Raw genomic sequence first — 26,404 nt, 5'->3', positions numbered from 1 at the left:
ATAACTAAGATATGTCAGATAAAACAATTGCATTCATAGGCACAGGTAATATGAGCTACGCCATTATTGGCGGCATGGTAAAAAAAGGATTTGCTGCATCAAATATTATTGCAACAAACCGTAACCAAGAAAAACTCGCTAAGGTAGCAGCAGATTTCGGGGTTAAAACCACCGCAGATAACAACGCAGCACTGCGCGATGCCGATGTTATTGTGTTATCTGTAAAGCCACAAATGATGGGCGATTTATGTCAATCATTTCAAGATTCAGGTATCGACTTTAGCGATAAGTTATTTATCTCTGTTGCAGCGGGCCTGACCGTTAAACGGTTACGTGAAATGCTTGGTCAAGACGTTAAAATGGTCCGTTGTATGCCAAACACGCCATCATTACTAGGGCGTGGTGTATCGGGCTTATTTGGCGCTGGTGAAACGGCGCAAGAGCACGAATTTGTACAGCAAGTATTTGAGTGTACGGGCATTGCTGTGTGGGTTGAGCAAGAATCCCAGATTAACGATGTTATTGCCGTAACGGGCTCATCACCGGCTTACTTTTTCTTATTTATGGAAGCCATAGAAGAAAAAGCCAAAGCATTGGGCTTTAGCGATGAAGACGCACGTCGCTTAGTGCAGCAAACCGCATTAGGTGCAGCTGAAATGGCAGTATCGCAGCCTGAAATTAGTATTTCACAATTGCGTGCTAACGTGACTTCTAAAGGCGGTACTACTCACGCGGCAGTTGAGCATTTAAAAGCACAGGGCCTAACGGGTACTGTAGCCGATGCCATGGATGCCTGTATTGCGCGTGCTGAGCAAATGGAACAAGAACTTTAAAAGCATCTCTAAGCTTTTAGCCCTATTTATGTTTAAGGTTTTTAATTAAGGTACGTTATGAACGCCATGCAATTTTTAATAAGCACATTATTCGATCTATTTTTAATGGTCGTTTTAATGCGCTTTTGGCTACAAGCCGCCAAAGCTGACTTTTACAATCCATTAAGTCAGTTTGTGGTTAAAGCCACTTCATTTGCTGTTAACCCACTGCGTAAAATTATTCCCGGTTTTGGTGGGCTAGACTTAGCCTCATTATTGCTGGCGTTCATTGTCGCTGTTGGAAAAATTACCGCACTGATCTTTTTAGTCGGCGCGACATGGGAAGTTGGCTTTGTATTATTCAATGCCCTAGTAACGGTAATTAAAGAAGGCTTAAACTTACTATTTTGGGTGTTGGTTATTCGCGCATTATTAAGCTGGGTAAGCCAAGGCAACAACCCAATCGAAGCAGTTTTCCATCAATTAACAGAGCCAATGCTAAGACCTATTCGTAAAGTATTACCTCCGTTGGGCGGCTTAGATTTATCAATTTTAGTGTTAATTATTGCACTGCAATTTGCCCAATTTTTGTTTATGGATTTAATTCGTTAAGCACATTATTCTCACCGAGGCCTATTTTTAGGCCTCTTACTTAAGAGCTTCCGATGAAAAAAATAGTCAGTATTTTATTCTTTGCATTAGCAGGTATTACATTCAGTGCCCACAGTGAACAAATGCAAGGTGCACAATATAAAGAGCTAGGCCCGTGGCAAGTTCACTACATTGCCTTCCCGTCGACCTTTATTCAACCACAAATAGCCAAAGCTTATGATCTTGAGCGCAGTGGTTATAAGGGCATTGTAAATATTTCAATTTTGAAAAATGATACTGATGCAACAGCGCAAACAGCCATCCTAAAAGGGACTGCGAGGAATTTACTCGGTAATAAACAAACCTTAGATTTTAAAGAAGTGATTGAAGGCGAATCAATTTACTATCTTGCGCAAGTTGATTTTACCAACGAAGAAATTCTTCGCTTTGACGTTGAAATACAGCAAGGTAACCAATTTCAAAAGCTGCAATTCCAGCAAAAATTTTACGTAGATTAAACCATGAAAAAAACCTTAGTATTAGCCACCGGTAACCAAGGCAAAGTCAACGAGTTAGCACAAATGCTAAGCCCGCTTGAAATCAACGTTGTGCCGCAAAGCGACTTTAACGTGCCAGAAGTGCCCGAAACAGGCACCACCTTTGTTGAAAATGCCATCATTAAAGCTCGCCATGCGGCAAAAATCACTGGCCTGCCAGCTATAGCCGATGACTCAGGTTTAGAGGTTGATGGATTAAACGGCGCACCGGGTGTTTACTCAGCACGTTATGCAGGCGAGCACGCCAGCGATCAAGATAATATTGATAAGCTATTAGTTGAGCTTGCTGATAATCCTAACCGCAGTGCACGGTTTTGGTGTGTGTTAGTGCTTATGCGCCACGCCGATGACCCTACCCCACTGATTTGCAGTGCTAGCTGGGAAGGGCAAATTACGCAAAGCCAAGATGGTCAAGGTGGCTTTGGTTATGACCCGGTTTTTTATGTACCAGACCTTAACTGTACTAGCGCGCAATTAACTAAACAGCAAAAGAACGCTGTAAGCCATCGCGGAACAGCATTAAAACAGTTACTGTCAGAGCTTAAGCTCAAAGGCGGCCTGTGAATTTACCGCCGCTAAGTTTATATGTGCACGTGCCGTGGTGCGTGCAAAAATGCCCTTACTGTGATTTTAATAGTCATGGTCAAAAAGGCGATATTCCTGAAAAAGAATATGTGCAGCATTTAATTGATGATTTAAAAACTGACTTACACTTAGTGCAAGGACGTAAAATTCACTCCATCTTTATTGGTGGCGGCACGCCTAGCCTGTTAACCGGTGAGGCCTACGTTAATTTATTAACGGCGGTGGATTCATTAATTGGCCTGAGTGAAAACTGCGAGATCACCCTAGAAGCCAACCCGGGCACTGTTGAAACCGGGCGTTTTAAAGAATACGTAGCCGCTGGCATTAATCGCATTTCGATTGGCGTGCAAAGCATGCAAAATGACAAGCTAAAAGCACTGGGCCGTATTCATGGTGCCGATGAAGCGACTTATGCCGCGGAGCAAGCCCATGAAGCTGGTTTAAACAGCTTCAACCTTGATTTAATGCACGGTTTACCAGGGCAATCTGTTGAAGATGCACTCAGTGATTTGAAAAAAGTGATCGCTCTTAATCCCCCGCACATATCTTGGTATCAATTAACGATTGAAGCCAATACGCAATTTGCTTCTAAACCGCCAGTTTTGCCAGCAGATGACACTTTATGGGATATTCAAGAGCAAGGCCAAGCACTATTAGCCGATGCTGGCTATCAGCAATATGAGATATCTGGCTATGCAAAACCAGGCTACCAATGCCAACACAACCTAAATTATTGGCGCTTCGGCGACTATTTAGGTATTGGCTGTGGTGCCCATGCTAAGGTAACGGATGCTAAAACAGGTATCATTACCCGTACTGAAAAAGTGAAACATCCACGTGGATACATGGATTTAGCAAAGCCCTATTTATTTAAACAGTGGCAAGTAGAACAACATGACTTACCGTTTGAATTCTTTATGAATCGCTTACGGTTATTTGAAGCATGCCCAATTAGTGATTTTACGGCGTTAACACAATTACCGCTGCAAAGTCAGGCTGATGCATTACAACAAGCAGTCGCAAAGGGTTTGCTTGAGCAAACGGAGAGTCATTGGCAGGTAAGCCAAAAAGGTCATCGTTTTTTAAATGATCTGCTAGAGTTATTTGTGTAATTACCAAACAGGTAATTACTGATTTTAATAATAATTAATAACCATTAATGGTTTCTAACAACAAAAGGGAAAACATGCGTAAACTTACCTTTATCGCCGCCGCAGTGGGTATTGCACTGTTAGGTGGTTGCCAGCAAACACCTGAGCAATCAAGCACACCCGTTGTACAAACACAGCCTGTGCAAAGTGAAATAGACAAAGCCAATGCATTTTTCGAAGATACCTTTAACCGTGATGTGATGAGCAGCCCGGTTTACCAAACCTATATGGGTATCAAAAAAGATTACGATAAATGGGACGACGGCAGCGAAGCTCGCGTGCAAAAAGATCATCAACAAACCAAAGATGATTTAGTTGCTTTAAATGCGATTAACCGTGACTTGCTAGATGACACCACAAAAGTTAGCTATGACTTAAAAAAACAAGACCTTGAAGAGAGCATCGCAGACTTTAAATGGCGTTACCACAACTATCCGGTAAACCAAATGTTTGGTACTCACTCGATGATCCCAGCATTTTTAATCAATCAACACCAGATTTCTGATGTTACCGATGCCAAAGCCTATATCTCACGTTTAAATGGCGTAACGACTGTTATTGACCAACTAATCAAAGACTTAGAAGTACGTGCTGATAAAGGCATTATCGCCCCTAAGTTTGTGTTCCCACATGTCATTGATTCAAGCAAGAACATCATTCATGGTGCGCCGTTTGAACAAGGTGAAGACTCAACTTTACTTGCTGACTTTAAACGCAAAGTAACGGCACTTGAAATCGCTCAAGCTGATAAAGACGCGCTAATTACAGACGCAGAAAAAGCCCTAAAAGCTGCTGTTAAGCCATCTTACTCTAAGCTAATTAATTATTTAGCACAGCTTGAAAAACGTGCAGATGATCGCGATGGTGCATGGAAGTTCCCTGACGGCGAAGCGTTTTACAATAATGCGTTAGCGCGTACCACAACCACAGATTTAACCGCGAAAGAAATTCATAGCATTGGTTTAGCTGAGGTTTCACGTATTCATGATGAAATGCGCGAAATCAAAGAAAAAGTCGGCTTTAAAGGCGATTTAAAAGCTTTTATGCAGTTTATGAAAACCGATAAGCAGTTTTACTTACCAAACACTGAAGCTGGTAAGCAACAATACCTCGATGAAGCGACAGCACTTATCGACAATATGAAATCACGCTTAGATGAACTATTTATTGTTAAACCTAAAGCTGACATGATTGTAAAACGTGTTGAAGCATTCCGTGAAAAAGCAGCGGGTAAAGCATTTTATCAACAACCTGCACCGGATGGCTCACGCCCAGGCATTTACTACGCCAACCTTTACGATATGGAAGCAATGCCAACTTACCAAATGGAAGCGCTGGCTTACCACGAAGGTATTCCTGGTCACCACATGCAAATTGCTATTTCGCAAGAACTTGAAGGTGTGCCTAAGTTCCGTAAATTTGGTGGCTACACAGCCTACATTGAAGGTTGGGGTTTATACTCTGAATTACTACCAAAAGAAATGGGGCTATATGAAGACCCTTATTCTGACTTTGGTCGCTTATCAATGGAGTTATGGCGCGCATGCCGTTTAGTGGTTGATACTGGTATCCATGAAATGAAATGGACTCGCCAACAAGGTATCGATTACTACGTAAATAATACGCCTAACGCGACGTCTGACGGTGTTAAAATGGTTGAGCGTCACATTGTAATGCCTTCACAAGCAACGGCTTACAAAGTAGGTATGTTGAAGATTTTAGAGCTTCGTGAAGCTGCGAAAGTTAAACTGGGTGACAAGTTTGATATTCGCCAATTCCACGATGTAGTACTTAAAAATGGTGCTGTGCCACTAAACGTACTTGAGAGCTTTGTTGATCAATGGGTTGCAGACAAACTAGCAGCTTAAGCATGATTGCTTGATAACATCTACAAAGGCCGTATCTGCGGCCTTTTTTATTGTCTGAATTATTGTCTGAATTATAGATAAACACTTGACCAGTGAAGGAGTTAGGCTAGGATAGATTGATAAAACGAAGAAGAGAGCAACAATGGACGCCTGTATTAACCAACTAAACGCACAAATGCAACAGCATCAGTTACCAGCCATTGTTGATTCATTTGTGCGTTTAACTGATGCGCAGCAAACACTGCAATTACTGCATTTGTATGAAAGTGCCCAGCGCATGAGCGTAAAATATGCTTATTTGCAAAACATTGCGAGTAAAATATTATCCCAACATGTGTTGCCCAAAGAGCTAATAGCCAATATTCAGAGCTTAGACAAGCTGAGCTTTTTCACCCCCGGTTTAAAATTTAACAATAACTTTGCCCAGCAAAATACCCAGCAACAAAATGTATTACACAGCCTGTTTAGTAATTGTTCTGGCAGCAATTTACCTTTTAATTATGTTCGCTCATTAATGTTATTTGAAAGCAATGAAAGCTTGTTACAGGCTGTTCAGCAAGTGGATCAAAATGGCCTCACCGCCGTTGCAAGTTATATCGCCAAAAATCCAACCGAGCATAACTTACCTAAGCATGAGTTCTCAGCTCTTTTGGCACTAATGGAAGTTGAATTTAAACAAACTCAGGGCAATATCAACACTGCCGCCTTCTTAAAAGCGTTACTCACATTATGCCAAGCAAGCCCAACTAAATCGCTTAGTGACTATAAAATATTACTCAGTGGTGCGTATTTACGCTGTAAAACAGAGCAAATTGATCGCTACCTTGCACAACATAAATAATATTAGTCAGATAAATAATATTCAACACTGGTTACAACGCGTACTTTTTTAATTTGTGGCGTGTTTGAATCGCGGTCGATAATGCTAAACTGGCCTTGTCTTGCGGTGCGGATTTTACCAAGTTTTGACTGTGAGTCTTTGGCAAACTTAAGAGCAACTTCACGGGCTTTCTCAGTGGCCTCTTGCACCATTGCTGGCTTGATATCATTTAGCCCAGTAAACATGTACTCAACGCGGGTTTCATAGTTATCCTGTACGATAGCAATTCCTTGCTTGGCCAACTGCCCCACCTTTGTTAAAGCATTTTGTACTTTATCGGGTTGCTGTGAATACACAGTGATATTAGCACGGGCAATATATCGAAATTGCTGATTTTCAGCACCGTATTCGCGCGCCTGTTTATCAACAATTGATTGTTTGCTTAAGCTTATTTCTTGCTCATCAAAACCATGCAACTTTAAAAAAGCGACCACCGCAGAGCTTTTTTGCTCAACCCGCTCGACTAATTTTTCTAAATTATTATCAGCGTCGCTAAATTGCACCGGCCAAATAACGGTATCGGCAACAACTTCACGCTCGGCAAGGCCTTTGACTTCAACGGTGCGCTCCATATTTTTTACATCAAGTGCCGCAGATTTTAAAATCCATCCGCAACCTAAAATAGCAACACTTAATACCGCGGCTCCCAGTAACTGGTAATATCCATTTGGCTTATTCATTTAGATTCCTTTGATAATTATCAATGTAAATTGGTTTGATGCTCGAAAAATCAACCTAAACAGGTTACATTGAGCAGTATAGTTTAGCAAAAAGATTCTCTGCATCACTTGCCAAGAAAACACATAACCCGCAAGGAAAAGCCATGAGCGTAAAACGCATTAGTCAGTTTTTTAACCCGACATCGGTTGCCGTGATTGGTGCCTCAAATAATGTTTCTCGGGCAGGGTTTGTGGTGATGCGTAACTTATTGCAGGGCGGATTTAACGGCCCAATAATGCCAGTAAGCCCAACGCACAGCGCCGTGCATGGCGTGTTAGCATACCCTTCAATTGCAGCACTGCCGAAAATTCCAGATCTTGCAGTGATCTGCACCAACAAACACACATTGCTGACAATTATTGCCGAATTAGGTGAGTTTGGCTGTAAAAATGCCGTGGTGATCGCAGCGGGACTCAATCATCAGCAAAAAACAGCACTGCAAGAAGCCGCTAAACAAGCCAAAGTGTCATTACTTGGCCCTAATTGTTTGGGTTTATTGATCCCCCATATTGGCCTCAATGCGAGTTTTTCTCACACCGTTGCCAGCGAAGGTAAAATAGCCTTTGTCTCACAGTCAGCGGCTGTTTGCTCCACCATTTTAGATTGGGCTAAAAATAAAGAAATTGGCTTTTCCTATTTTGTTTCTGTGGGGGACTGCTTAGATATTGATTTTGCAGAGCTGCTGGACTTTTTAGGTCGCGATGCGAAAACCAAAGCTATTTTGCTGTATATCGATAATATCGAAAACATTCGTAGTTTTATCTCCGCCGCTCGCGCTGCTGCGTTTAGTAAACCGGTGATCGCCATTAAAACCGGAAAAACGGCCGCAGGGGCACTCGCCGCAGAAATTCACACCGGCGGAAAGCAAAGCTCTGATGCCGTATATGATGCTTTGTTCCAACGCGCTGGTATGTTGCGGGTAAATGATCTCACTGAGCTGTTTGCTGCCACACAAACCTTGGCTATGCATCCTAAGTTATTAAAAGTCGAACAACTGACCATTTTAACCAACGGCGGTGGCCCTGGTGTGATGGCCGTTGATAGTTTATTACAAAGTTCCGGTAAGCTTGCACAATTGAGTGAAGAAACCCGATGTGCGTTAAACAAGGTGATCCCACAATCAGATATGACGTCAAACCCGGTAGATATTTTTGGCGATTCAGCCCCGGCCCGTTATCAGCAAGCACTGGAAATTTTATTACATGCAAAAGAAGTTAAAAACTTACTGATCATCCACACGCCATCGGCATTAGCCCCCAGTGAAGACTATGCGTTGATCATTGCGCAAACGCTCAATAAGCTGCCGAAAATGGCCCGTCCTTATGTGATCACAAACTTTATGGGTGAAGATGCCGCCTACGCCGCGCGTCGCTTATGCAGCAACTACGGCATTCCTACCTACCGTACCCCTGAGGGTGCTGTACGTGCATTTATGCACTTAGTGAGTTATCGCCGTAACCAAAAGCACTTAACACAAACCCCTGAGTCAAACACCGATGATGCAACAATCAATAAACAAGCTGCAAAAGCCATCGTTAATGAATTTTTAGCAGAGCAGCAAAGCTATTTATCCACCCATCAAGCCAGCCAAATATTGGCTCATTATGGGGTTGAATGTATTCAAACCGAGGTGGCCTACACGCCAACAGAAGCTAAAGAGCAAGCCATAGAACTAGGCTTTCCTGTGGCACTGAAACTGATAAGCCCTAGCATTCCATCAAAATCAGAAGTCGGTGGCGTAGTTCTTAACTTAAACGATGCGCAAGAAGTTGAGCAAACCGCCTTTGCAATGCTACTAAGAATAAAAAACACCTACCCAGATGCGATTATTGAAGGCTTTTCACTACAAAAAATGGCGCCGCGTGCAGGCGCAAATGAACTGCGTATCGCAATTAAAACTGAAGCTAACTTTGGCCCGGTTATTTTACTTGGAGAAGCCGGCACCGGTCTTGAATTTGCTCAAGCCGCAGTAGCTCTCCCCCCTTTAAACATGAACTTAGCTAAATATTTAATTGCCGCAGCTCATGATAAGGGCGTGCTTAAAGATCGCGTATTACCAGAAAAAGTAGATAAGTATCGCCTTTGCGCACTGCTTACCCGCATTTCTCAGCTAGTGATTGATCAACCCGATATCACATCTGTAGAGCTAAACCCAATCTTAGCCAGTAACGGCCAATTTTTAGTACTCGATGCCACCATGACCTTAAGTCGATATCAAGTACAATCGCATCGTAAGCGCTTATCAATCCGCCCCTACCCGATTGAGCTGGTACAACAGGTTACTTTAAAAAATAATAGCCAAGCAATACTGCGTCCGATCAAACCCGAAGATGAGCAAGCACACCAAGAATTTGATCAGTCACTTAGTAAAGAAGATCGCTACAAACGCTTCTTTGGTGAACTGCCGCAATTTAACCACGATCAACTGGCGAAAATGACGCAAATTGATTACGACCGAGAGATGGCATTTATTATCACTCAAGACAACGCAACACTTGGTGTATCTCGGGTATTAATGGACCCTGATAAAGTGCATGCCGAATTTGCCATTGTGGTACGCTCAAACAGCCAAGGGCTTGGCTTAGGAGGCTTGTTGATGCGAGCTGCCATTGAATATTGCCAAAGCCAAGGTGTACAATTTATTGAAGGTATCACCCTGCCAGAAAATACTGGCATGATTGAATTAGCCCGCAAACTAGGCTTTAAGATCAGTCGTGACTTTGAAGAAGGCAGTATCAACATGGTGCTTGCTTTAACGCCAATAAATAAACACGGATAAGCATTTGAAAAATTTACGACAACAAACCGCCTTGTTACTTGAAGGTAATGGTGAATATCGCAAAATCGGCCACATTATTGATGTATTTTTAATAACCCTAATAATGATCAATGTAGTTGCGATTGTACTTGAATCTGTCGTTACCCTAGCCCAACAGTACAAGCACGCGTTTTTAATGCTAGAGCTCGGCTCGGTTAGTATTTTTGCTATCGAATATTTATTACGCTTTTGGTCATGCGTTGACCGCGTAGAATATAAAAGCTTAGAATGTAGTGACTTTAAACGCCGCTTAAAGTACTTATGTTCCCCATTAGCTGTTATTGATTTACTGGCAATCCTGCCCACGCTATTGATGATGTTTATCACTTTTGATTTACGCTTTTTAAGAGTCTTCAGGCTGCTCAGGATCTTTAAGCTAACTCGCTATTCACGTGCTATGCAACTGCTCTTACAATCATTTCGTGATGAAAGCGGTCCACTGATTGCCGCCTTTTTTATAATGGCTGTGGTACTCATTTTAGCCTCTTGTGGCATTTATTTAATTGAACATGATATTCAACCTGATAAGTTTGGTTCCATTCCTGCGGCAATGTGGTGGGCAATGGCAACATTGACGACTGTAGGTTACGGTGATGTTGTACCAGTAACACCATTAGGGCGTATTTTTGGTGGCGTTATTACACTACTTAGTATGGGAATGGTGGCTATTCCAACGGGTTTACTAGCTTCTAGTTTTTCAGAACAACTACGCAAACGTCGGGTGATTTTTAGTGATGCCGTGCATGAATGCCTGCATGACGGTAAGTTAGATGACGATCAACTGGAGCATTTAGAGCACTTACGTTGCAAGCTTGGTCTAAGTAAACAAGAGGCAAACAAAGCAATTAAGTCTCAACTTAACCACCGGACTAAACACCTTTATTGTCGTCACTGTGGTGAGCGCCAATACTAGTCTTCGTTCAATAACGACTGCCAGTCTTTGTTTAATAATTCACTAACATCATCACCTGGGATTGGTTTACTAAACAAATACCCTTGAAATAAATTACAGCCTAAGTTGCGTAAAAAGTTCAGTTGTTGCTTAGTTTCTACACCTTCTGCGACACATTCTTTACCTAAGCTTTTTGCTAATGCCAGCGTTGATTCAATAATCGCCTCATCATCGCTATCTATGCCAATATCACTGACAAAACTACGATCAATTTTAAGTACATCGATTGGAAAACGCTTTAAATATGTTAAGGATGCATAGCCAGTGCCAAAATCATCCATGTATAAACGACAGCCTAATTTTTTCAATCTTGACATACTAGCCAACGCTTGTGATGAATCATGCATTAGCACGGATTCTGTAATTTCAAACACCACAGAGCAAGCCGACACATCAGCATAAATTAATGCGGCGCGGATCTCTTCAACTAAAGATTTACATTCAAAATCTAATGCCGAAAGATTGATTGAAATATATAAATCCGGTTTTTGTTGTTGCCATTGCTTAAGTTCTATCAGTGCTCTGGCTAAGGTTTGCAGCATAATTTTGGTGATCAAACCAACGCTTTCAGCTGCAAGTGCAAATTCTTGAGGTTTATAAGTGGTATTTTCTGGCCAGCGTAGTAATACTTCGAGCCCATCTGCCTGATTAGTTTTTGCATTCACAATCACTTGATAGTGATTGCAAAACTCATAGTTTTGATAGGCTTGATTTAGTTGCGACTCCAAATGCAGGGCACGTTGAACGTGCTGATTCATTTCTTGTTTGTAAAATTGATAACGGCCTTCTAAGCTCTTTTTAGAGTGGTAAAGCGCTATATCAGCAGCTTTAATTAAACTTTTCGCGCTAACAGCATCGTCAGGAGAAATGGCAACACCAATGCTTAAACTGATGCTAATCGCCTGCTCATTAACGATAATATTTTCATTCATACTGGCCATCAATTTAACGCATAACAAAACAACTTCTTCGATTTGTTGAATGCCTTCCACTAACAACATAAATTCGTCACCACTAAAACGAGCAACACTATCCTTGGCCTGTAAACGTGATTTTAACCGCAGTGCGACGGCTTTTATGATCTCATCAGCCGCTTCATGTCCAAGCGAGTCATTAAAATATTTAAAGCGTTTAATATTAATATTGAGAAGTGCAGTTTTTGAGTTTTGGGCTTTTGCTTGTTCAAGTGCATGTTCAACTCGGTCATTAAATAAAGTGCGATTTGGTAATCCCGTTAAACTGTCGTAATTTGCTAATACAAACAACTCATTCTCAGCCAACTTTTGCGCATTAATGTCGGTCAAGATCACAACATAGCTCTCTAAGCGTTGTTCAGTATCAGCCACAGCACTGACCTTAATTAATACATGGCGAGGCTCACCATTGGCTAGGTAAACGGTATCTTCTGCTGAAAAATGTTCACCGGCCTGCAGTTCTTTCATAACACGCAGGTAATTAACTCTGACAGCGCGACTTAAGCCTAAATGTAATGAACAGCTAGAGCGATGCTCTGCGGGGAAATCAAATGCACTTTGCAGTGCTTTGTTAGTCGCAAGAATTCGTAAGTTTTTATCTAAAATAAACACCCAATCACGGGTTTGCTCAAATGCAGCACCAAATAAACGCGCATGCTCTTCAAACACTAATTCACGGGTCATATTAGTGTACGTGCCGGCAACTTTATCTGGTGTAGTACCTTGCCACGCCACCACTTTGCCAAAGTCTTTGTACCAACGCCAATGCCCTGATTTGTGTCGCAATCGGTAAGTACAGTTAAAATAGCCCTTTTCGGTAGATAAAAACTCTAACCATTCAATACGGAAATTTTGTTTATCTTTAGGGTGAATTTTTGCTAAATAGTCATCCAGATTGACCGACTCAACATCATAACCTAACTCATTTTTAAGGCGTGGTTGATAGATAATGGGGCTTGTTGATTGCCAATCCCATACCCCTGAGCGGCTTCCCTCTAACGCTAATTTTAAGCGCGCTTCACTTTCTTGGCTTTCTTTATGAGCAGCTAACAACAGTTGCTGCACTCGGTTACGGCGTATTATCCAACTGGCAATTAATACAAAAAGCACTAACGCATAGAGCACCATAAATTGAGGCGCTCTCCATAGTGGGTATTTAACCACAATATCCAGTACTGCTGGTTGAGTATAATCGCCAGTCAGAGGGTCTTTAGCCCAAATTTTTAATTGGTACTCGCCAGGGTTTAGTTTTGGAAATAACACCCGATTATTGTTACGGGTATAGGATTTTTGACCATCTGAGAGTTGGTATTCATAAATGATACGTTCTTGATAGTTAAATGCCATCGCAGAAAAAGCCACTTCTAGGCCAATATCATCATGTTCTAAGACGATTTTTTTGATCGGTTGCTTAAGATCAGTAGATAATTCACGAGACATTAAATCGATACTGGTTATATTAACGTGGTCAATTAAATTATGTTTAGGGTGATTGTCATTTGGGTAAAAGTAACTAAACCCCTTCAACGTGCCATAGACTATTTGTCCCGTTTTTAACCGCGTAAATGCACCACTATTAAACTCAGTAGAAATCAAACCTTCTGATGAAGTAAATTGTTGAAAGTGTTTATTCTCTGGGTTTAGTCGCCAAATACCTTTATGGCTGCTCATCCAGATCATGCCTGTATCATCTAGCACCATATCGTACATTAAAGTGCCAAGCTTATTTTTATCTAAGTCAATGGTATAAAGTAATTTATAGGTCGTAGCATCAAGACCAATCAAACCAAAATTGGATAAGCTTATCCACAGCACATTGTTATTATCAACGATATAAGACATCACGTTTACCGCAACATTCTCATGCTGCTCCGGAACAGTATAAATTTTTGTCAAAGCGAATGTATTAGGATCGACCTGATAAAGTACACCAGCATTATAAAACAGCGGTGATTCAGGCTTGCTAGAGAGTGGTGGAAAAAAACCATACGCCAAAAACGGTTCAAAACTTTCAAACTCACCGCCTAAAGGGGTTATTTTTTGGCTATCAATATTATAAACAAACATGCCATGATCGGAATGAACATAAAACAAGTCTCCATCAGGCATCAAAACCGAACCATGTACCCAGCCTGTGATCAAATGCTGCTGGCTAGGATCGGCCGTTTGCGCTGGAAAAATCTCATGGCTATGTGGATCAAAACTGAACATACCGCGATTGGTACGCAGCCACAGCTTATTTTTATAGGGAGTTATCTCGTAAATATTAAATTCAGTAGTAAATAAGTCGGCTTGATAGTCTTTTAAAAAAACCTGCCCTTGATTGGTTTTTAAATCAACCGCAGTTAAGCCATTGTGGGTTGCTAACCATAGCTTATTTTCAAACTCGGTGATGCCCCAAATAGAGGGGTGTGACAAACCATCACCTGAGAGCATAGTGGCATTTACATTTTCAAAATGATAATTGTCGTAAGGTAAATAAAATGCCCCATCACTTTTAGTCGCGACCCACATAGCGCCATTTTTATCTTTAACGATATCGATAATACTTGGATCGGCCAGTGAGTATTTACTTTCTTCAAGCCGATTGTTTTTAGTCAACTCTCCTGTCGCTAAATCAAACTTAAACAGGCCCTTATCTGTACCAAGATCAAGAGCCCCTTGCTCACTAATTATTTTCCATACATTTAAATCATCGAGAATGGTTTTATTTTTAAACGGGATATCTGGGCGCTCAAACATACTCGGTAAATCGCTGATATCCACTTGATATAGACCGCGTACAGCACCAACGTACAGTTGTTCGTTTTCACCTATTGCAAACGACTTTATGTAATTTTGATAAACATGATCAGGTTCTGTGCTTAAGTGCTCTAACTGTCGATATTGCCCTGTTGCAATATGATAAACATAAGCGCCACTGCTAGCAGCGATAAAAATATAGCCTTTGTAATGAAGTAAATCACGGATCACACTACTGCGTGTACGCTCTGGTAATTCAAAAATAGTCTCTATTTGGCCCGTAGCTAAATCTAGGTGGGCAAAATCCCAACCACGGCCAATCCATAATGATTTATCATCCGTAGCAACCATGCTAAATACAGACTGACTTAAGATTTGCTCTTCACTGATGGGCTTTGACAGAAATTGCTGATAACTATCGGTACTTGGGTCATACCGAAATAGCCCCGCGACTAATGAAGAAATCCAAATATACCCTGCTGGATCTTGGTAAATAACATCAATAATCGCTTCATCTAATTCGCCATTCGGCCCTGCGATATGAACGACTTGATAACCATCATAACGATTTAAGCCACCTTCAGTCGCCAGCCATAGATAACCGCTGTTATCGATTAACATGGTACTTACATAGCTTTGTGATAAACCTTCGCTAGGCGATAAACGTTTTACCTGCGCAACAGCAATTTGACTTGCGACAATAGATGCGGCTAACCAAAAGAAAATAAAACCCTTAAACCATTTACCCATCTAAATTTCCACGTATTTGTTTTAACAAATTAATACTGCATGGCTACTATATTGCGTTGCTGATAGATAGCAAATAGTGCATCCAAAGGTGATGGTAATGTTAGCACAAAGTTAAACCCGATTGATTTATAAAAATCAGTTAACTCAGCGTAAGCAAACGTATAAACGAGTGAGCTTTGAGAACTCAGGGCATGCTTTAGTAGTTGTTTTGCCAGCCCTTGACGACGTCTCGTTGGTGCGACCAATACGGTAGATAAAAATAAATGGTCACTGCGATTTTGAATTCTACACGCCGCCACAATGATAAAGTCATAATAAGCAACCCATACTTGATCGTGTTTGGTCGCTCGACCACGAGCATTATATTGACTGTAAAACTTATTAACTAAAGGTGTTTTAATCGCCTCTAAACGCTCAAAACGCAATGAGCTCATTAACTTTGCATCATTGCTAAATATTGCTCAAACTGCTGCTTCAAAAACATCTGTTCTGCCACTGGTCGACTATGAATGGTATTGTATATTTGCTCACGTGTACTTTTGCCGCGCTTAATTTGATAAGCCCAAAACGACGCCTCGTAATCTAGTTGTATTTGATATTTTTGTTCACGCGGCAGTAAGCATAAGTTAAACGACATAAATTACCTGCTATTACTAATCATAAAGATGCATTGAGTATAACATCGGAGTTACGACTAAACTTGCGCTTTTTAGCTTTTAAACGTAGATTGGTGGCGTTTTTCGTCCTAATATGGAAACGCTGTGATTAAATATTTTCTTCGATGCATCATACTATGCGCCTTACTTGCGCCACTTTGTTCATTGGCAAAAAACCAACATATGCTATTTAATCGTCCAGCCGATACTCCACAAGCTCGCTATGTTATCGAGTTGATGACCCTTGCCTATAACGAGCTTGGTTATGATGTACATATTATTGACTTTAATCATCAAAGTGCTTTATCAGCAGCCAATAATGGTACTCTTGATGGCCAACTAGGTCGCGTTTCAACTATCAGCCAGCAGTATACAAACCTACATGCAGTTAACTTTCCACTGTTTGAATTTAACCTAGTATTATTAAAAAATTGCCAACAATGTACCTTTGAACAAATTGACAGTATCGCCATTCAAGTTGGCTACCCAGCAGCGCAAAGTTACTTAAATGAGCACCCATTTATTGGTGAGGTAATTAACGTAAAAAGCGTGACTGCCCAGCTCAATTTACTCACCCAACAAAAAGTGCAAGGGGTATTATTACTCGACTTTTTATTATCGACTAAGCACCCTCACTTTGATGTTAATCAATTTCAAATGGAAGTACTTGCACCGATCAAGAGCTTTCACTTTCTAAACTCCCGCCATAAAGCATTAATACCGAAACTTGAACAGCAACTGCATAAACTAAATGAAAACGGCACGATACGGTTACTCAGATCTAAATATAACCTTGATTAAAAGCCAAAGTCATCCTGCTTAGGTGAAGCAGGTTGTTCAGTAAGCGTTTTGTGCTTTTGTAGGTAACGCTTATAGCGTTGTTGACATAAACTAATAACGTGCTTTTTTTCAACATTTGAAAATGAGTTCCAACCAAAGCGTTCTTCACGACTGCGATAACAGCCTTTACAGTAGCCTCGGTTATTTACCTCACAAATGCCTTTGCAAGGACTTGGAATTTCAAAAATTTCAATTTGTTGCATAGCCAGCATCAGTCAATAAAGAATGCTTTGAGTATAGCCCGTTTTTTAAGCGAAAAAAAACCGTAACTTATTATACGGTTTTTAAAACTGTGTTGTTTTTATACGGCTTTTATAACTATGCTGCTTTGTTATTGCTCGTGTTCGCTACTATAAAACTCAGCTTTGCGATGAAAAGGCTTTGCATACATCGCTAATACAAGAGGTTTAAGTTCCTCTGGCACGTTTGCCATGCGTTGCTCAAATGCTTTTGCGTCACTTTTATCAATCACTGCTTGCTTACAACCACCAGCAATATAATTGCCAGGATGTAAGAAGAACGAATCAACTATTTGCTGATCGATCGTCTTTGCTAATCGCTCTGGCGAATCACAATCTGCATCAATGGGTTGTCCAAACGCTAAATGTACATGCCCTTTCGCAGCACTAAAGCCCTCAACAATGCTGGCAATATCTTCGCCAGCCGATTTAACATATTTACCGTGATGTTGTTTATGATAAAGCTCTTTCGCTTTTGCTATGGCACAAGGTTCATATTGATAAGAGATGGATACTGGAACAATTTTTAGCTCACGTACATATTCAGAAAATTCTTTCTTTTGCTTACGACCATTTAATTGCAACATTTTCAGTAAAGCTGGATCGGTTTGATCAAAACCATCTTTTGCACGGCCTTCTTTTTGCGCGATCCAAATTGAATCACCACCTGCAAGTGAATCATAAATATATGCGGAAAGCTGCGATAGGGCTTTAAGCATCTCCTTTGGGGCTTTAGCTGAGCGCTTGACTATAAAGCTTTTATTGAGCCGCATAAGTTCTGTAATATAAGGAATTTGCAGTAAATTATCACCAATAGCGATACGTACTGTTTTCATTTTATGACTAAACAGCCCCCAATTAACTAATGCGGGATCAAGCACAATATCGCGATGATTTGAGATAAATAAATAAGCTTGCTTTGGATCCAGTTGATCTAAGCCAGAAAAGGTAACTTCTGAAGTCGTGCGCTTGACCAATAAGGCTAAATATTTCGCAACTTCTTGCTGCACTTGCTCAACAGAATTAACACCGCCCCATTTTTTTTGTAATTGCCGGCGAACTAAAAAACGCGCCAAAAATGGTATCGAGGATATAAAGCGTGGCAAATTATATTTTGCTAATACATCAATAAATGCGTTATCTGCAATCAAACGAGTAACTGAGGCAGCTACTTCGTCGTCGTTGTAAGGTCTTATATCGGCGTACTTATCCACTAATTCACTCATTACTGCATCTATAAAGTTAAAAAAACGGCACGTAAAATACGTACCGTTTATATTATTGGTTCGATTATAACTCAGGCAAACTAAAATGCGAACTAAGTCACACTATTGCATTTTCATGCAAACTAATAAGCGCTCTTAAAAGTACTTATAGAACATTTAATTAAGCAATGCTCTTACCAGTTGTCTTTAGCTTTGCTTGTGATGCTATGACAACTAAACGCAGGATAAGTGCCATTAAAATTACACCACAAACCAAGCTTAGCCAATGTGGCAGTACTTGGTGCTCTTCACCGAGTAATGGGGTGACTACAAAACCAAACTCCATTACTAAATAATCCGTTAAAAAACCAAATATTAACGCGACACCAATAACCCCAGTTAAATATGCAACCACGGCTCGTTTACCAAGCTCATTAGCCACAACGCCTAACGTAGCGATATTGGTAGCCGGTCCCGCGAGCATAAACACTAACACCGCCCCCGGCGATACTCCACTCAATAACAAGCCAGCAGCAATAGGTGTAGATGCGGTGGCACAAATATACATTGGAATACTGATCACTATCACCACCAGCATAGCTAAAATGCCACTGCCCCACTGGGTTAAAAATGACTCTGGCACATATGTTTGTACCAATGCGGCAAAGAATAAACCAATCATTAACCAGACCATGGTATCTGATAGTAATTTGTTGCAGCTAAAACTTATCGCCTGTCGCATCTTTTGCCATTGACTCTGCGGTGCCGCACTTGGTGTATCTGTATCACAACAACTGGTTTTAGCTTCAGGCTGCGCCGTTTTAGGCGCACAGCAACTGGTTTTAACTTCAGGCTGCGTCGGTTTAAGCTCCGCAGATTTAGCCGCACAACAACTGGTTTTAATATCAGCTCCCGCAGCGGGTTTTACTGACTGTTTATCTCCATCACGCCCAACGAGTACACCTGCAACAATAGCACTGCAAATCGCAGCTATGGGACGAATAATCGCCATAAATGGACCTAGTAACACGTACGACACAGACACTGAATCGACGCCAGTTTCAGGAGTCGACACTAAAAACGCTGTGGTCGCACTTTTTGAAGCACCAGCACGTCTTAGGCCAATAGCTGCAGGAATAACACCACATGAACACAATGGCATAGGTGCACCAATTAAAGCGGCTTTTACTGTGGTCCAAAAACCTTCTTTACCTAAATGTTTATTTAAAAAATTTGCAGGTAAATACACATTTAATAACCCAGCAATCAATAAACCAAGCATTAACCAAGGGGCAGATAATAAAAATAACTGCCAAAAATTATTGAGTAAGTCCATCGATGTCCTCCAAAGTGGTTAATATTGAACAGTTGTCTGCAGGCTCTTGTCCGCCACAGCATTTATCAGCAAGAACTGATAGCGATTGATGAAAACGTGTTAGTTCAGCGATACGTTCTGCGACTAGATCACGTTTTTGTATTGTTAAATCTTTTACTTCATGGCATGAATGCTGATGCTTTTTAAATTTAATTTGCAGTAATTCTTTGATCTCTGCCAAGCTAAAACCAACATTTTTAGCACGCAAAATAAACTTCATTTGCTGTAATGCCGTTTCGCCATAATCGCGATAACCGGCTTCGGTTCGACTTGATGGCGTTAACAAATTATGTTTTTCATAGTATCTTAGGGTATCTGTAGAGACACCTAATTGGTTGGCAAACTCACCTATTTTCATCTGTGTCTCCAATGAGTGTATTATCAACTGATGCCAAGTATAAACCTTAGAGTACACACCAAGGTCAAGCATTAAAATTATTTTCTTTAATAAGGACAGCACATGAACATTACTCTTCTCGATACTGCCACATTAGCAGGCACTTCTCTTGAGCCTTTTCAAAAACTTGGCAATTTCACAAGCTACCCATTAACCAGTTCAGAGCAAGTTTTAGCGCACAGTACGGGCGCTGATGTGTTGATCACCAATAAAGTAGTTCTTAATCGTGAAACACTGGCAAAACTACCTGAATTAAAGCTTATTTGTGTTGCCGCAACTGGCACTAACAATGTTGATTTAGTCGCCGCTAAAGAACTTGGCATTGCTGTTACCAATGTTGCAGGCTATTCAACACCTTCAGTTGTACAACACACCTTTGCTTTGATCACTAATTTGTTAGGCAATACCCACCGCTATATTGCTGATTGCCAGCAAGGCTTGTGGCAACAAAGCGAAATGTTCTGCCGCCTTGATTATCGTTTTAATGATATTGGCGGTAAAACCTTAGCAATTATCGGTTATGGTTCGCTTGGTAAAGCAGTTGCCGATGTTGCCAAAGCATTTGGTGCAAATGTGATCATTAGTGAGCGCAAAGATCACAGCCCAAGAGCAGGTCGCACAGAGTTTTTTCAAGCAATTAAAAGCGCCGACATTATCAGTGTTCACTGCCCATTAACCGATGAAAGCCGCGATCTAATTGGCAGCGAAGAACTGGCTATGATGAAACCAAGCGCCATTTTAATTAACACCGCACGCGGTGGCATTGTTAACGAAGCACAGTTAGCGCAGGCATTAGCAAATAAACAAATCGCAGGGGCTGGGTTTGATGTGTTAACCAAAGAGCCCGCTGCTGATAATAATCCACTGGCTCTTTACAAAGGCGACAACTTAATTCTCACCCCACATATTGCCTGGGCAAGCGAAGAGTCAATCATTCGCTTGGTTAAACAAGTGAGCTTAAATATCAGTGCATTTAGCCAAGGTGAAACCTTAAACAGATTGGTGTAATAAACTAAATTTTAGTTTTTACTACTATGTAAGGTGGTTAAATACAATTTACCACCTTGTACAAAAACAATTAACCACATGATTTTTAATAAATTAAAATATTGGCAGATTCTTTGCTACTGAATAAACAAATTAACAATCAATATTTAGTATCAGGATAAAATAATGAAAAAAGTACTTTTGATCGCAGCCCTTACTACCCCACTACTTACTGGTTGTGTGATTGCCGTATCAGACGGAGAAGCAGAAACGCATTGGGCAGGTAATAATTCAAGCTGGGAGAAACGCCACCAATCTAATCGTGAAACTATTGCATCATTAGGGCTAGATACCAGCTATCAGAGCGTTTTAAGTCAACTAAAAACACCTGACTTTACTGAGCTACTAAAGAAAGACGGTGATGTATACCAAGTGCTATTTTATGCCACCCAAAGCATTCACTCAGATAGTAAAACAACAAAAGATGAATGTACGCCACTTGTCTTTAAAAACGACAAGCTGATTGGTGTAGGTGACAGTATTTATAACTCACTAAGCGCAATTTAATACACAAAGAAGAGTGAATGTTGATTCGCTCTTCTTTGCCTAGGCACTTGCAGCAATAACGCGGGCGACTATTTTATCGCGCCCAGTATCTTTGGCTTCATATAAGCCTAAATCGGCTTCTTCGAGTAGCGTGTGTTCTGCATACACTTGGCCAAACTCAGTGGTGGCAATACCAATACTTATCGTAATATGATCAGCATTCAGTGATGCTTTATGCGGGATATTCAACGCATTTACGGCATCTCTGAGTTTATTTGCAAACTCCCACGCATCTTGCTGGTTGATATTAGGTAATACCGCAGCAAACTCTTCACCACCATAACGCGCTACAAAATCAGTACCACGCTCACATGCAGCAACCAATGCATGTGCTACACGTTTAAGACAATCATCTCCGGCACGATGACCATAACAATCGTTATAACGTTTAAAGTGATCTATATCCATTAATAAAACTGATAACGGCGTACCTGCGCGGCGACTTCTTCGCCATTCCCTTGATAAGTTTTCATCTAGGTAACGACGATTAGGGATCTCTGTTAGGCCATCAATTGAGGCAAGCATTTCGAGTAAGTCATTTTTTTTCTTGATCAGTAATTGATTACGCACCCGGGCACGCACAATTGCCGTACTAAATGGCTTAGCAATATAATCCATTGCCCCTAATTCAAAACCTTTTGCTTCATCATCATGGCTAGTGTTAGCTGAAATAAAAATAACCGGGATCGTCTGCGTAGTTGGATTCTCTTTCAACCGAACTAATACTTCATAACCATTAATGCCGGGCATCACAATATCAAGAATAATTAAATCAACCTGAGTCGATTTAACAAACGTTAGGGCTTTTTCACCGCTTTCAACTAAAAATATTTCGTGATCATTCGCTAATGTTTTTTCCAACACTAATCGATTTAATGGGTCATCATCTACGATCAGTATTTTGGCTTTCTTCAACATTTACAGAGCCTTGTATTTGAATATATCTACTTATTTGTGTTAATTCGAACACTAGCTGAGTCAACTCTGATTGCTCAACGTGTTGCGATTGCGACTCTCGCAGTTTACCTTCAAGTTGCTTAGCGACAGCACAAAGGCGGTTAAATCCGAGATTTCCTGACACACCTTTAATGCTATGCACTAACCGTTCCAAACCATCTTCTAAGGTTGAAACTCGTAGTTGTTGTATATGACTATCACACAACTGTGCAAACTTTTCTAACATTACCTGTAGTAAAGTATTATCGCCTGAGAATTGAGCTAATGCAAAAGAACGATCGAAAAATGCACTTTTCATTATTTTTAGCTCATTGATTGCTGTTAATAAAGTCGCTGCAATGACAGGTTTGGTAAGATGCCTGTTCATACCCGCAGCAATTGAACGTTGCTCATCGGCCAACTCACTGTGAGCGGTAAGTGCAAAAATAGGTAATTGTTGTTGAGTATAATGTTGTCGCAATAATCCCGTTGCTTGCAAGCCATCAACTTCTGGCATCTGGATATCCATCAAAATCAGGTCCGGCATTACTTGTTCTACTAACGCAATACCTGCCATCGCCGAATTTGCAGTCATCACATTAATATTTGTTTGGCTTAAAATATTACTAATAATATCTAAGTTCAGCTGATTATCATCAATCACTAATACTAGAGCTCCTGCAACCTTAAGAGTCGGTGCTGTCATTGCAGTGTTAAGCCTATTAGGTTGCGTAGGCTGGGTGGGTGGTTGCGCAATAGTGAAGGTGATTGTGAAGAAAAACTCACTGCCTTGGCCTTTCTCACTCACTACGTTAATTTCTGAGCCCATTAACGCCACTTCATGTTTTACAATGGCAAGTCCTAAGCCGACGCCTTGGTGGGTACGGGTAAGCGATTCATCACCTTGGGTAAATGCGTCAAATAATCGACTTTGGTCAGCTTTATCAATGCCTACACCAGTATCTCGCACCGTAAAACACAGCGTTTGTTGAGTATCAGATATATCATGAGCCGTTATTTTAAGTGTAATAGTTCCTTGCTCAGTAAATTTTACGGCATTTGTTAGTAAGTTTCCGAGCACTTGCTGCAAACGAATATAGTCACCTACAAGTTGAGGCGCAACTGAGGAGTCCACTTCAATATTAAACGAAAGCCCTTTTTGCTGACAAAGCCCGATCAATAAACTCTCACAGCTATCTAACAGTGCAGATAACTCAAAACTAACCAGATCGAGTTGTACTTGATTATTCTCACTTCGTGCAAAATCTAGCATTCGATTAAGCATAGTTAATAAGCTTTGCGCTGCACTTTTAGCTTGAGCTGCATGTTGTTGCTGCTGCGATGTTAAGCCTTGCTGGGTAACCATATCAATTAAGCCGGTCACCGCATTAAGTGGAGTGCGAATTTCATGGCTTAAATTAGCAATAAAACGGCTTTTCGCTTCGGTTGCCCGCTCTGCGTCCTGTTTAGCTTGGGTGAGTGCGCTGACATCTTGAATATGGATCACATAATAATAAGGAGCTTGCTGCTCATCCCACACTAAAGAAACACTCAACTGCCACCAAAGATTGAGCTCTTGTTGCCCTAAAGTAAGGTGATAAACCTTCTTTTTCTCAGTCAGTAATAAAGCTAATAGTGATGCTATTTCTTGCCATTGTTGCTGCGGGAATAACTGTTTTAATAATAAGTTGGGTGCTGCTTTATCAATATCAAAAATCTTGCGCGCCGTTCTATTAAGCTGTAATACGCTATGCTCTAGTGACAATAAGATCACCCCATTGGCGGCATATTCAATGGCACTGCGAAATTTAGATTCGGAGGCTTTTAATGCCAACAAGGCTTGCTGTTGCGCTGTTATGTCGCGACCAATTCCCATTGAGCCTAATAATTGATTTTGCTCGTTGTAAAATGGCGCAATGGTTAATTGAAATACTTGCTGTTGGGTTTCAAGCCGCAGCTCCGCTTTGCTTTTAGTTTTTAACACTTGCTGTTCCAGCTCGCTAATATGACCACTGTCATCACTAATATCACATAACTGCTGACCCACTAGCTGGCCTTGCTCAATCCCAATATATTGCTCATAAGAACGGTTACAGCCTAAAAATGAACCATCAATATTTTTAAAGTAAATTAAATCTGGCACACTATTGAGCATGCTATTAAGCAAGGCTAAATGTCGCTCTTTAGCTTCATAACTACGCGCTAATTCACGAGTTTTTATTTTAACTTGGTCATCGAGCTCGCTATTAGCTTGCTGTAAAGAATCAACAAGTTGCTGATTTTTATTAAGCACCCACTTAATCCGGCTAAACCATGGCTGCCAGTTAGCTGGTATTTGATAATTTGAACGCGCTTTATAATGTGCCTCATTTTGTTCAAGGTACGCCATTAAGTAAGTCATCGGTTTGACAAAAATACGCTGACTCAACCACAGTAAGGTGGCGAACATCATCACTAAAAATAAACATAAAAAAACCAGTTCTATGACAACATCGGTCACTATCGGTGATGCTAATTCAAAATGAGATTCAAAGTAACCAACATATATGGGAAGCTGATTTTGCGCTTGTAAAAGGAAGACATTACCAAGCTTATCCATCCCTTTTGCAGGCTTATCAGCAGGGCTTGCTAAGGGCCAATACGCTGTTAGTGGCACGCCTTGTTTGATCTCATTTCGCGAACTAGTAATGACCTCTTGCTGATCATTTAAAAAGATATATTCACCGCTGCTGGGGGCTATTTTTTTTAACCAACTTGCAACGGCCGCTAGGTCATAAATCAAAATAATGTACTCTTCACTGCCTCGCTCACGTGCATGGCCGATTGAAAAGTAATTTTTTCCCGCAATTTCGATAACCGCACTTGATGTCAGCGAGTTATCAACAACCGCAGGGCGAAGGTGGCCATCAAGCACTTGGGTTAGCATTAAGCTATCCCCGTCTTGGCGGCGCTTGATATACACAAAACCTTGCTCATTAACGTAAGCAACCGCAGCTAAAGATTGAATTAACGATAATGCGGTATTAAAAGCCGGTCCTAGCGCAATAACTTGCTGCCATTGCGCGATTGCATTTGGACTGTTTGAAAATTTACCCTGACCGACAATTTCACCACCACCACCTGGAATTTTCCGGTAGTAATAATTGTCTTGCTGATTGATACCTTCAAGCCATTGCTGATCAAATTGATAAGAAAGAGGTTGTGAATATTGAGAAAAAAGCGTGGCAATCAAGCCATCCGCACCATTCATAGCATGCTCAACTTGCGCTGCTAAATTGGCAAAATCCGCCTCACGTTTAGCAACGCCACGCTCCAATTTAATATTGTATAAATGTAGGCACAATAGAAAAGCCACTAACAGTGGCACAATAAGTGCCACTGTTAGTGAACGGTAGTAATGTTTTAAAGGTAGAAAGTTCAATCTACAATCCGTCGCTTGACGCTAATTTTGCAAGTTAGGTTATCGAGCCAAGCGAAGCTGTGCAAGTTATAAATTTTCCTCCGCAAACGAGGCTAAGCGACTTCTTACTACGCCATTCAAGTTAACTGTGGCGCTGCCCTCAAAATCTTTAAAGCGCTCGACAATATAGGTTAAACCCGATGTTACTGGGGTTAAGTAATTACTGTCTATTTGCGCAAGGTTGCCAGAGCAAATTAGCTTGGTGCCTTCGCCACAACGGGTAATAATGGTTTTCAGCTGCGAGGCGGTTAAGTTTTGGCTTTCATCTAAAATCACCCCCGAATTGATATAATACTATCATAC

22 protein-coding genes and 1 pseudogene are annotated in these 26,404 nt (G+C 41.0%); 12 read left to right on the top strand and 11 right to left on the bottom strand.

Annotated features, from left to right (window positions below; translation table 11 throughout):
* The first annotated feature begins 11 nt into the window (after positions 1–11).
* From proC to V7783_RS04015, 7 genes are all read left to right on the top strand, one after another.
* Positions 12–833: a pyrroline-5-carboxylate reductase gene (proC, locus tag V7783_RS04045; protein WP_192541713.1), complete on the top strand. Its 822-nt coding sequence runs from the start codon at positions 12–14 to the stop codon at positions 831–833.
* 57 nt (positions 834–890) lie between these two features.
* Positions 891–1,424: a YggT family protein gene (locus V7783_RS04040; protein WP_064667184.1), complete on the top strand. Its 534-nt coding sequence runs from the start codon at positions 891–893 to the stop codon at positions 1,422–1,424.
* A 53-nt stretch (positions 1,425–1,477) separates the two neighbouring features.
* Positions 1,478–1,921 carry a DUF4426 domain-containing protein gene (locus V7783_RS04035; protein ID WP_283710147.1) on the top strand — a complete coding sequence of 148 codons (444 nt, stop codon included), beginning with the start codon at positions 1,478–1,480 and terminating at the stop codon, positions 1,919–1,921.
* 3 nt (positions 1,922–1,924) lie between these two features.
* On the top strand, positions 1,925–2,524 hold the full coding sequence (locus tag V7783_RS04030) for an XTP/dITP diphosphatase (protein WP_064667182.1): 600 nt from the start codon (positions 1,925–1,927) through the stop codon (positions 2,522–2,524).
* A complete protein-coding gene (hemW, locus tag V7783_RS04025; RefSeq protein ID WP_064667181.1) occupies positions 2,521–3,657 on the top strand; it encodes a radical SAM family heme chaperone HemW in 1,137 nt (378 codons plus the stop codon). The genes V7783_RS04030 and hemW overlap by 4 nt, the downstream gene beginning before the upstream one ends.
* Positions 3,658–3,731: 74 nt before the next feature.
* The gene (locus V7783_RS04020; RefSeq protein WP_335677619.1) at positions 3,732–5,564 is read left to right on the top strand and encodes a DUF885 domain-containing protein; all 1,833 of its coding nucleotides are present in this window, start codon (positions 3,732–3,734) and stop codon (positions 5,562–5,564) included.
* A gap of 142 nt (positions 5,565–5,706) precedes the next feature.
* Positions 5,707–6,405, top strand: a complete 699-nt coding sequence (locus V7783_RS04015; RefSeq protein WP_192541709.1) for a hypothetical protein — start codon at positions 5,707–5,709, stop codon at positions 6,403–6,405.
* Positions 6,406–6,407: 2 nt separating this feature from the next.
* Here V7783_RS04015 and V7783_RS04010 read toward each other — a convergent pair whose 3' ends face one another.
* Complete coding sequence (locus V7783_RS04010; RefSeq protein ID WP_064667178.1) at positions 6,408–7,124, bottom strand: SIMPL domain-containing protein; 717 nt, start codon at positions 7,122–7,124, stop codon at positions 6,408–6,410.
* Positions 7,125–7,267: 143 nt separating this feature from the next.
* Here V7783_RS04010 and V7783_RS04005 point away from each other — a divergent pair, with 143 nt between their 5' ends.
* A complete protein-coding gene (locus tag V7783_RS04005; protein ID WP_301562563.1) occupies positions 7,268–9,943 on the top strand; it encodes a bifunctional acetate--CoA ligase family protein/GNAT family N-acetyltransferase in 2,676 nt (891 codons plus the stop codon).
* A 4-nt stretch (positions 9,944–9,947) separates the two neighbouring features.
* Positions 9,948–10,895 carry an ion transporter gene (locus tag V7783_RS04000; RefSeq protein ID WP_335677618.1) on the top strand — a complete coding sequence of 316 codons (948 nt, stop codon included), beginning with the start codon at positions 9,948–9,950 and terminating at the stop codon, positions 10,893–10,895.
* On the opposite strand, the gene V7783_RS03995 is transcribed toward V7783_RS04000, so the two are convergent.
* From V7783_RS03995 to V7783_RS03985, 3 genes are read right to left on the bottom strand one after another with little or no spacing between them, the layout of a single operon-like run.
* Complete coding sequence (locus V7783_RS03995) at positions 10,892–15,400, bottom strand: EAL domain-containing protein (protein ID WP_335677617.1); 4,509 nt, start codon at positions 15,398–15,400, stop codon at positions 10,892–10,894. The genes V7783_RS04000 and V7783_RS03995 overlap by 4 nt on opposite strands.
* 29 nt (positions 15,401–15,429) lie before the next feature.
* Positions 15,430–15,834 (bottom strand): GNAT family N-acetyltransferase, encoded by a 405-nt coding sequence (locus V7783_RS03990; protein WP_335677616.1) that lies wholly within the window; start codon positions 15,832–15,834, stop codon positions 15,430–15,432.
* Positions 15,834–16,037 (bottom strand): DUF3283 family protein, encoded by a 204-nt coding sequence (locus tag V7783_RS03985; RefSeq protein WP_169020037.1) that lies wholly within the window; start codon positions 16,035–16,037, stop codon positions 15,834–15,836. The genes V7783_RS03990 and V7783_RS03985 overlap by 1 nt, the downstream gene beginning before the upstream one ends.
* A gap of 124 nt (positions 16,038–16,161) precedes the next feature.
* On the opposite strand from V7783_RS03985, the gene V7783_RS03980 reads away from it, so the two are divergent.
* Positions 16,162–16,857: a hypothetical protein gene (locus V7783_RS03980; RefSeq protein WP_335677615.1), complete on the top strand. Its 696-nt coding sequence runs from the start codon at positions 16,162–16,164 to the stop codon at positions 16,855–16,857.
* Here the strand turns inward: V7783_RS03980 and V7783_RS03975 are convergent.
* From V7783_RS03975 to zntR, 4 genes are all read right to left on the bottom strand, one after another.
* Positions 16,854–17,099 carry a DUF1289 domain-containing protein gene (locus tag V7783_RS03975; protein WP_335677614.1) on the bottom strand — a complete coding sequence of 82 codons (246 nt, stop codon included), beginning with the start codon at positions 17,097–17,099 and terminating at the stop codon, positions 16,854–16,856. The genes V7783_RS03980 and V7783_RS03975 overlap by 4 nt on opposite strands.
* Before the next feature lie 128 nt (positions 17,100–17,227).
* Complete coding sequence (locus V7783_RS03970; RefSeq protein WP_335677613.1) at positions 17,228–18,361, bottom strand: 1-acyl-sn-glycerol-3-phosphate acyltransferase; 1,134 nt, start codon at positions 18,359–18,361, stop codon at positions 17,228–17,230.
* Between the two features lie 160 nt (positions 18,362–18,521).
* Positions 18,522–19,676 (bottom strand): SO_0444 family Cu/Zn efflux transporter, encoded by a 1,155-nt coding sequence (locus V7783_RS03965; protein ID WP_335677612.1) that lies wholly within the window; start codon positions 19,674–19,676, stop codon positions 18,522–18,524.
* The gene (gene zntR / locus V7783_RS03960; protein ID WP_335677611.1) at positions 19,660–20,073 is read right to left on the bottom strand and encodes a Zn(2+)-responsive transcriptional regulator; all 414 of its coding nucleotides are present in this window, start codon (positions 20,071–20,073) and stop codon (positions 19,660–19,662) included. Before zntR ends, V7783_RS03965 begins: the two co-directional genes overlap by 17 nt.
* 102 nt (positions 20,074–20,175) lie before the next feature.
* Here zntR and V7783_RS03955 point away from each other — a divergent pair, with 102 nt between their 5' ends.
* Together V7783_RS03955 and V7783_RS03950 are read left to right on the top strand one after the other, a co-directional pair.
* Entirely contained in the window at positions 20,176–21,120 is a 945-nt protein-coding gene (locus tag V7783_RS03955) for a D-2-hydroxyacid dehydrogenase (RefSeq protein ID WP_335677610.1), read from the top strand.
* A 165-nt stretch (positions 21,121–21,285) separates the two neighbouring features.
* On the top strand, positions 21,286–21,666 hold the full coding sequence (locus V7783_RS03950) for a DUF3192 domain-containing protein (RefSeq protein WP_335677609.1): 381 nt from the start codon (positions 21,286–21,288) through the stop codon (positions 21,664–21,666).
* Between the two features lie 39 nt (positions 21,667–21,705).
* Here the strand turns inward: V7783_RS03950 and V7783_RS03945 are convergent, their stop codons facing one another.
* From V7783_RS03945 to V7783_RS03935, 3 genes and pseudogenes are all read right to left on the bottom strand, one after another.
* Positions 21,706–22,623: a diguanylate cyclase domain-containing protein gene (locus V7783_RS03945; RefSeq protein WP_335677608.1), complete on the bottom strand. Its 918-nt coding sequence runs from the start codon at positions 22,621–22,623 to the stop codon at positions 21,706–21,708.
* Positions 22,589–26,062 (bottom strand): PAS domain-containing sensor histidine kinase, encoded by a 3,474-nt coding sequence (locus V7783_RS03940; protein WP_335677607.1) that lies wholly within the window; start codon positions 26,060–26,062, stop codon positions 22,589–22,591. The genes V7783_RS03945 and V7783_RS03940 overlap by 35 nt, the downstream gene beginning before the upstream one ends.
* A 66-nt stretch (positions 26,063–26,128) precedes the next feature.
* Positions 26,129–26,386 (bottom strand): annotated as a pseudogene (locus V7783_RS03935) (PhoH family protein); the annotation flags it as partial.
* Positions 26,387–26,404 lie beyond the last annotated feature (18 nt).

The organism is Pseudoalteromonas sp. (assembly GCF_036960685.1).
Classification (GTDB): Bacteria; Pseudomonadota; Gammaproteobacteria; order Enterobacterales; family Alteromonadaceae; genus Pseudoalteromonas.
This window is presented reverse-complemented; position numbering and strand designations above follow the sequence as displayed.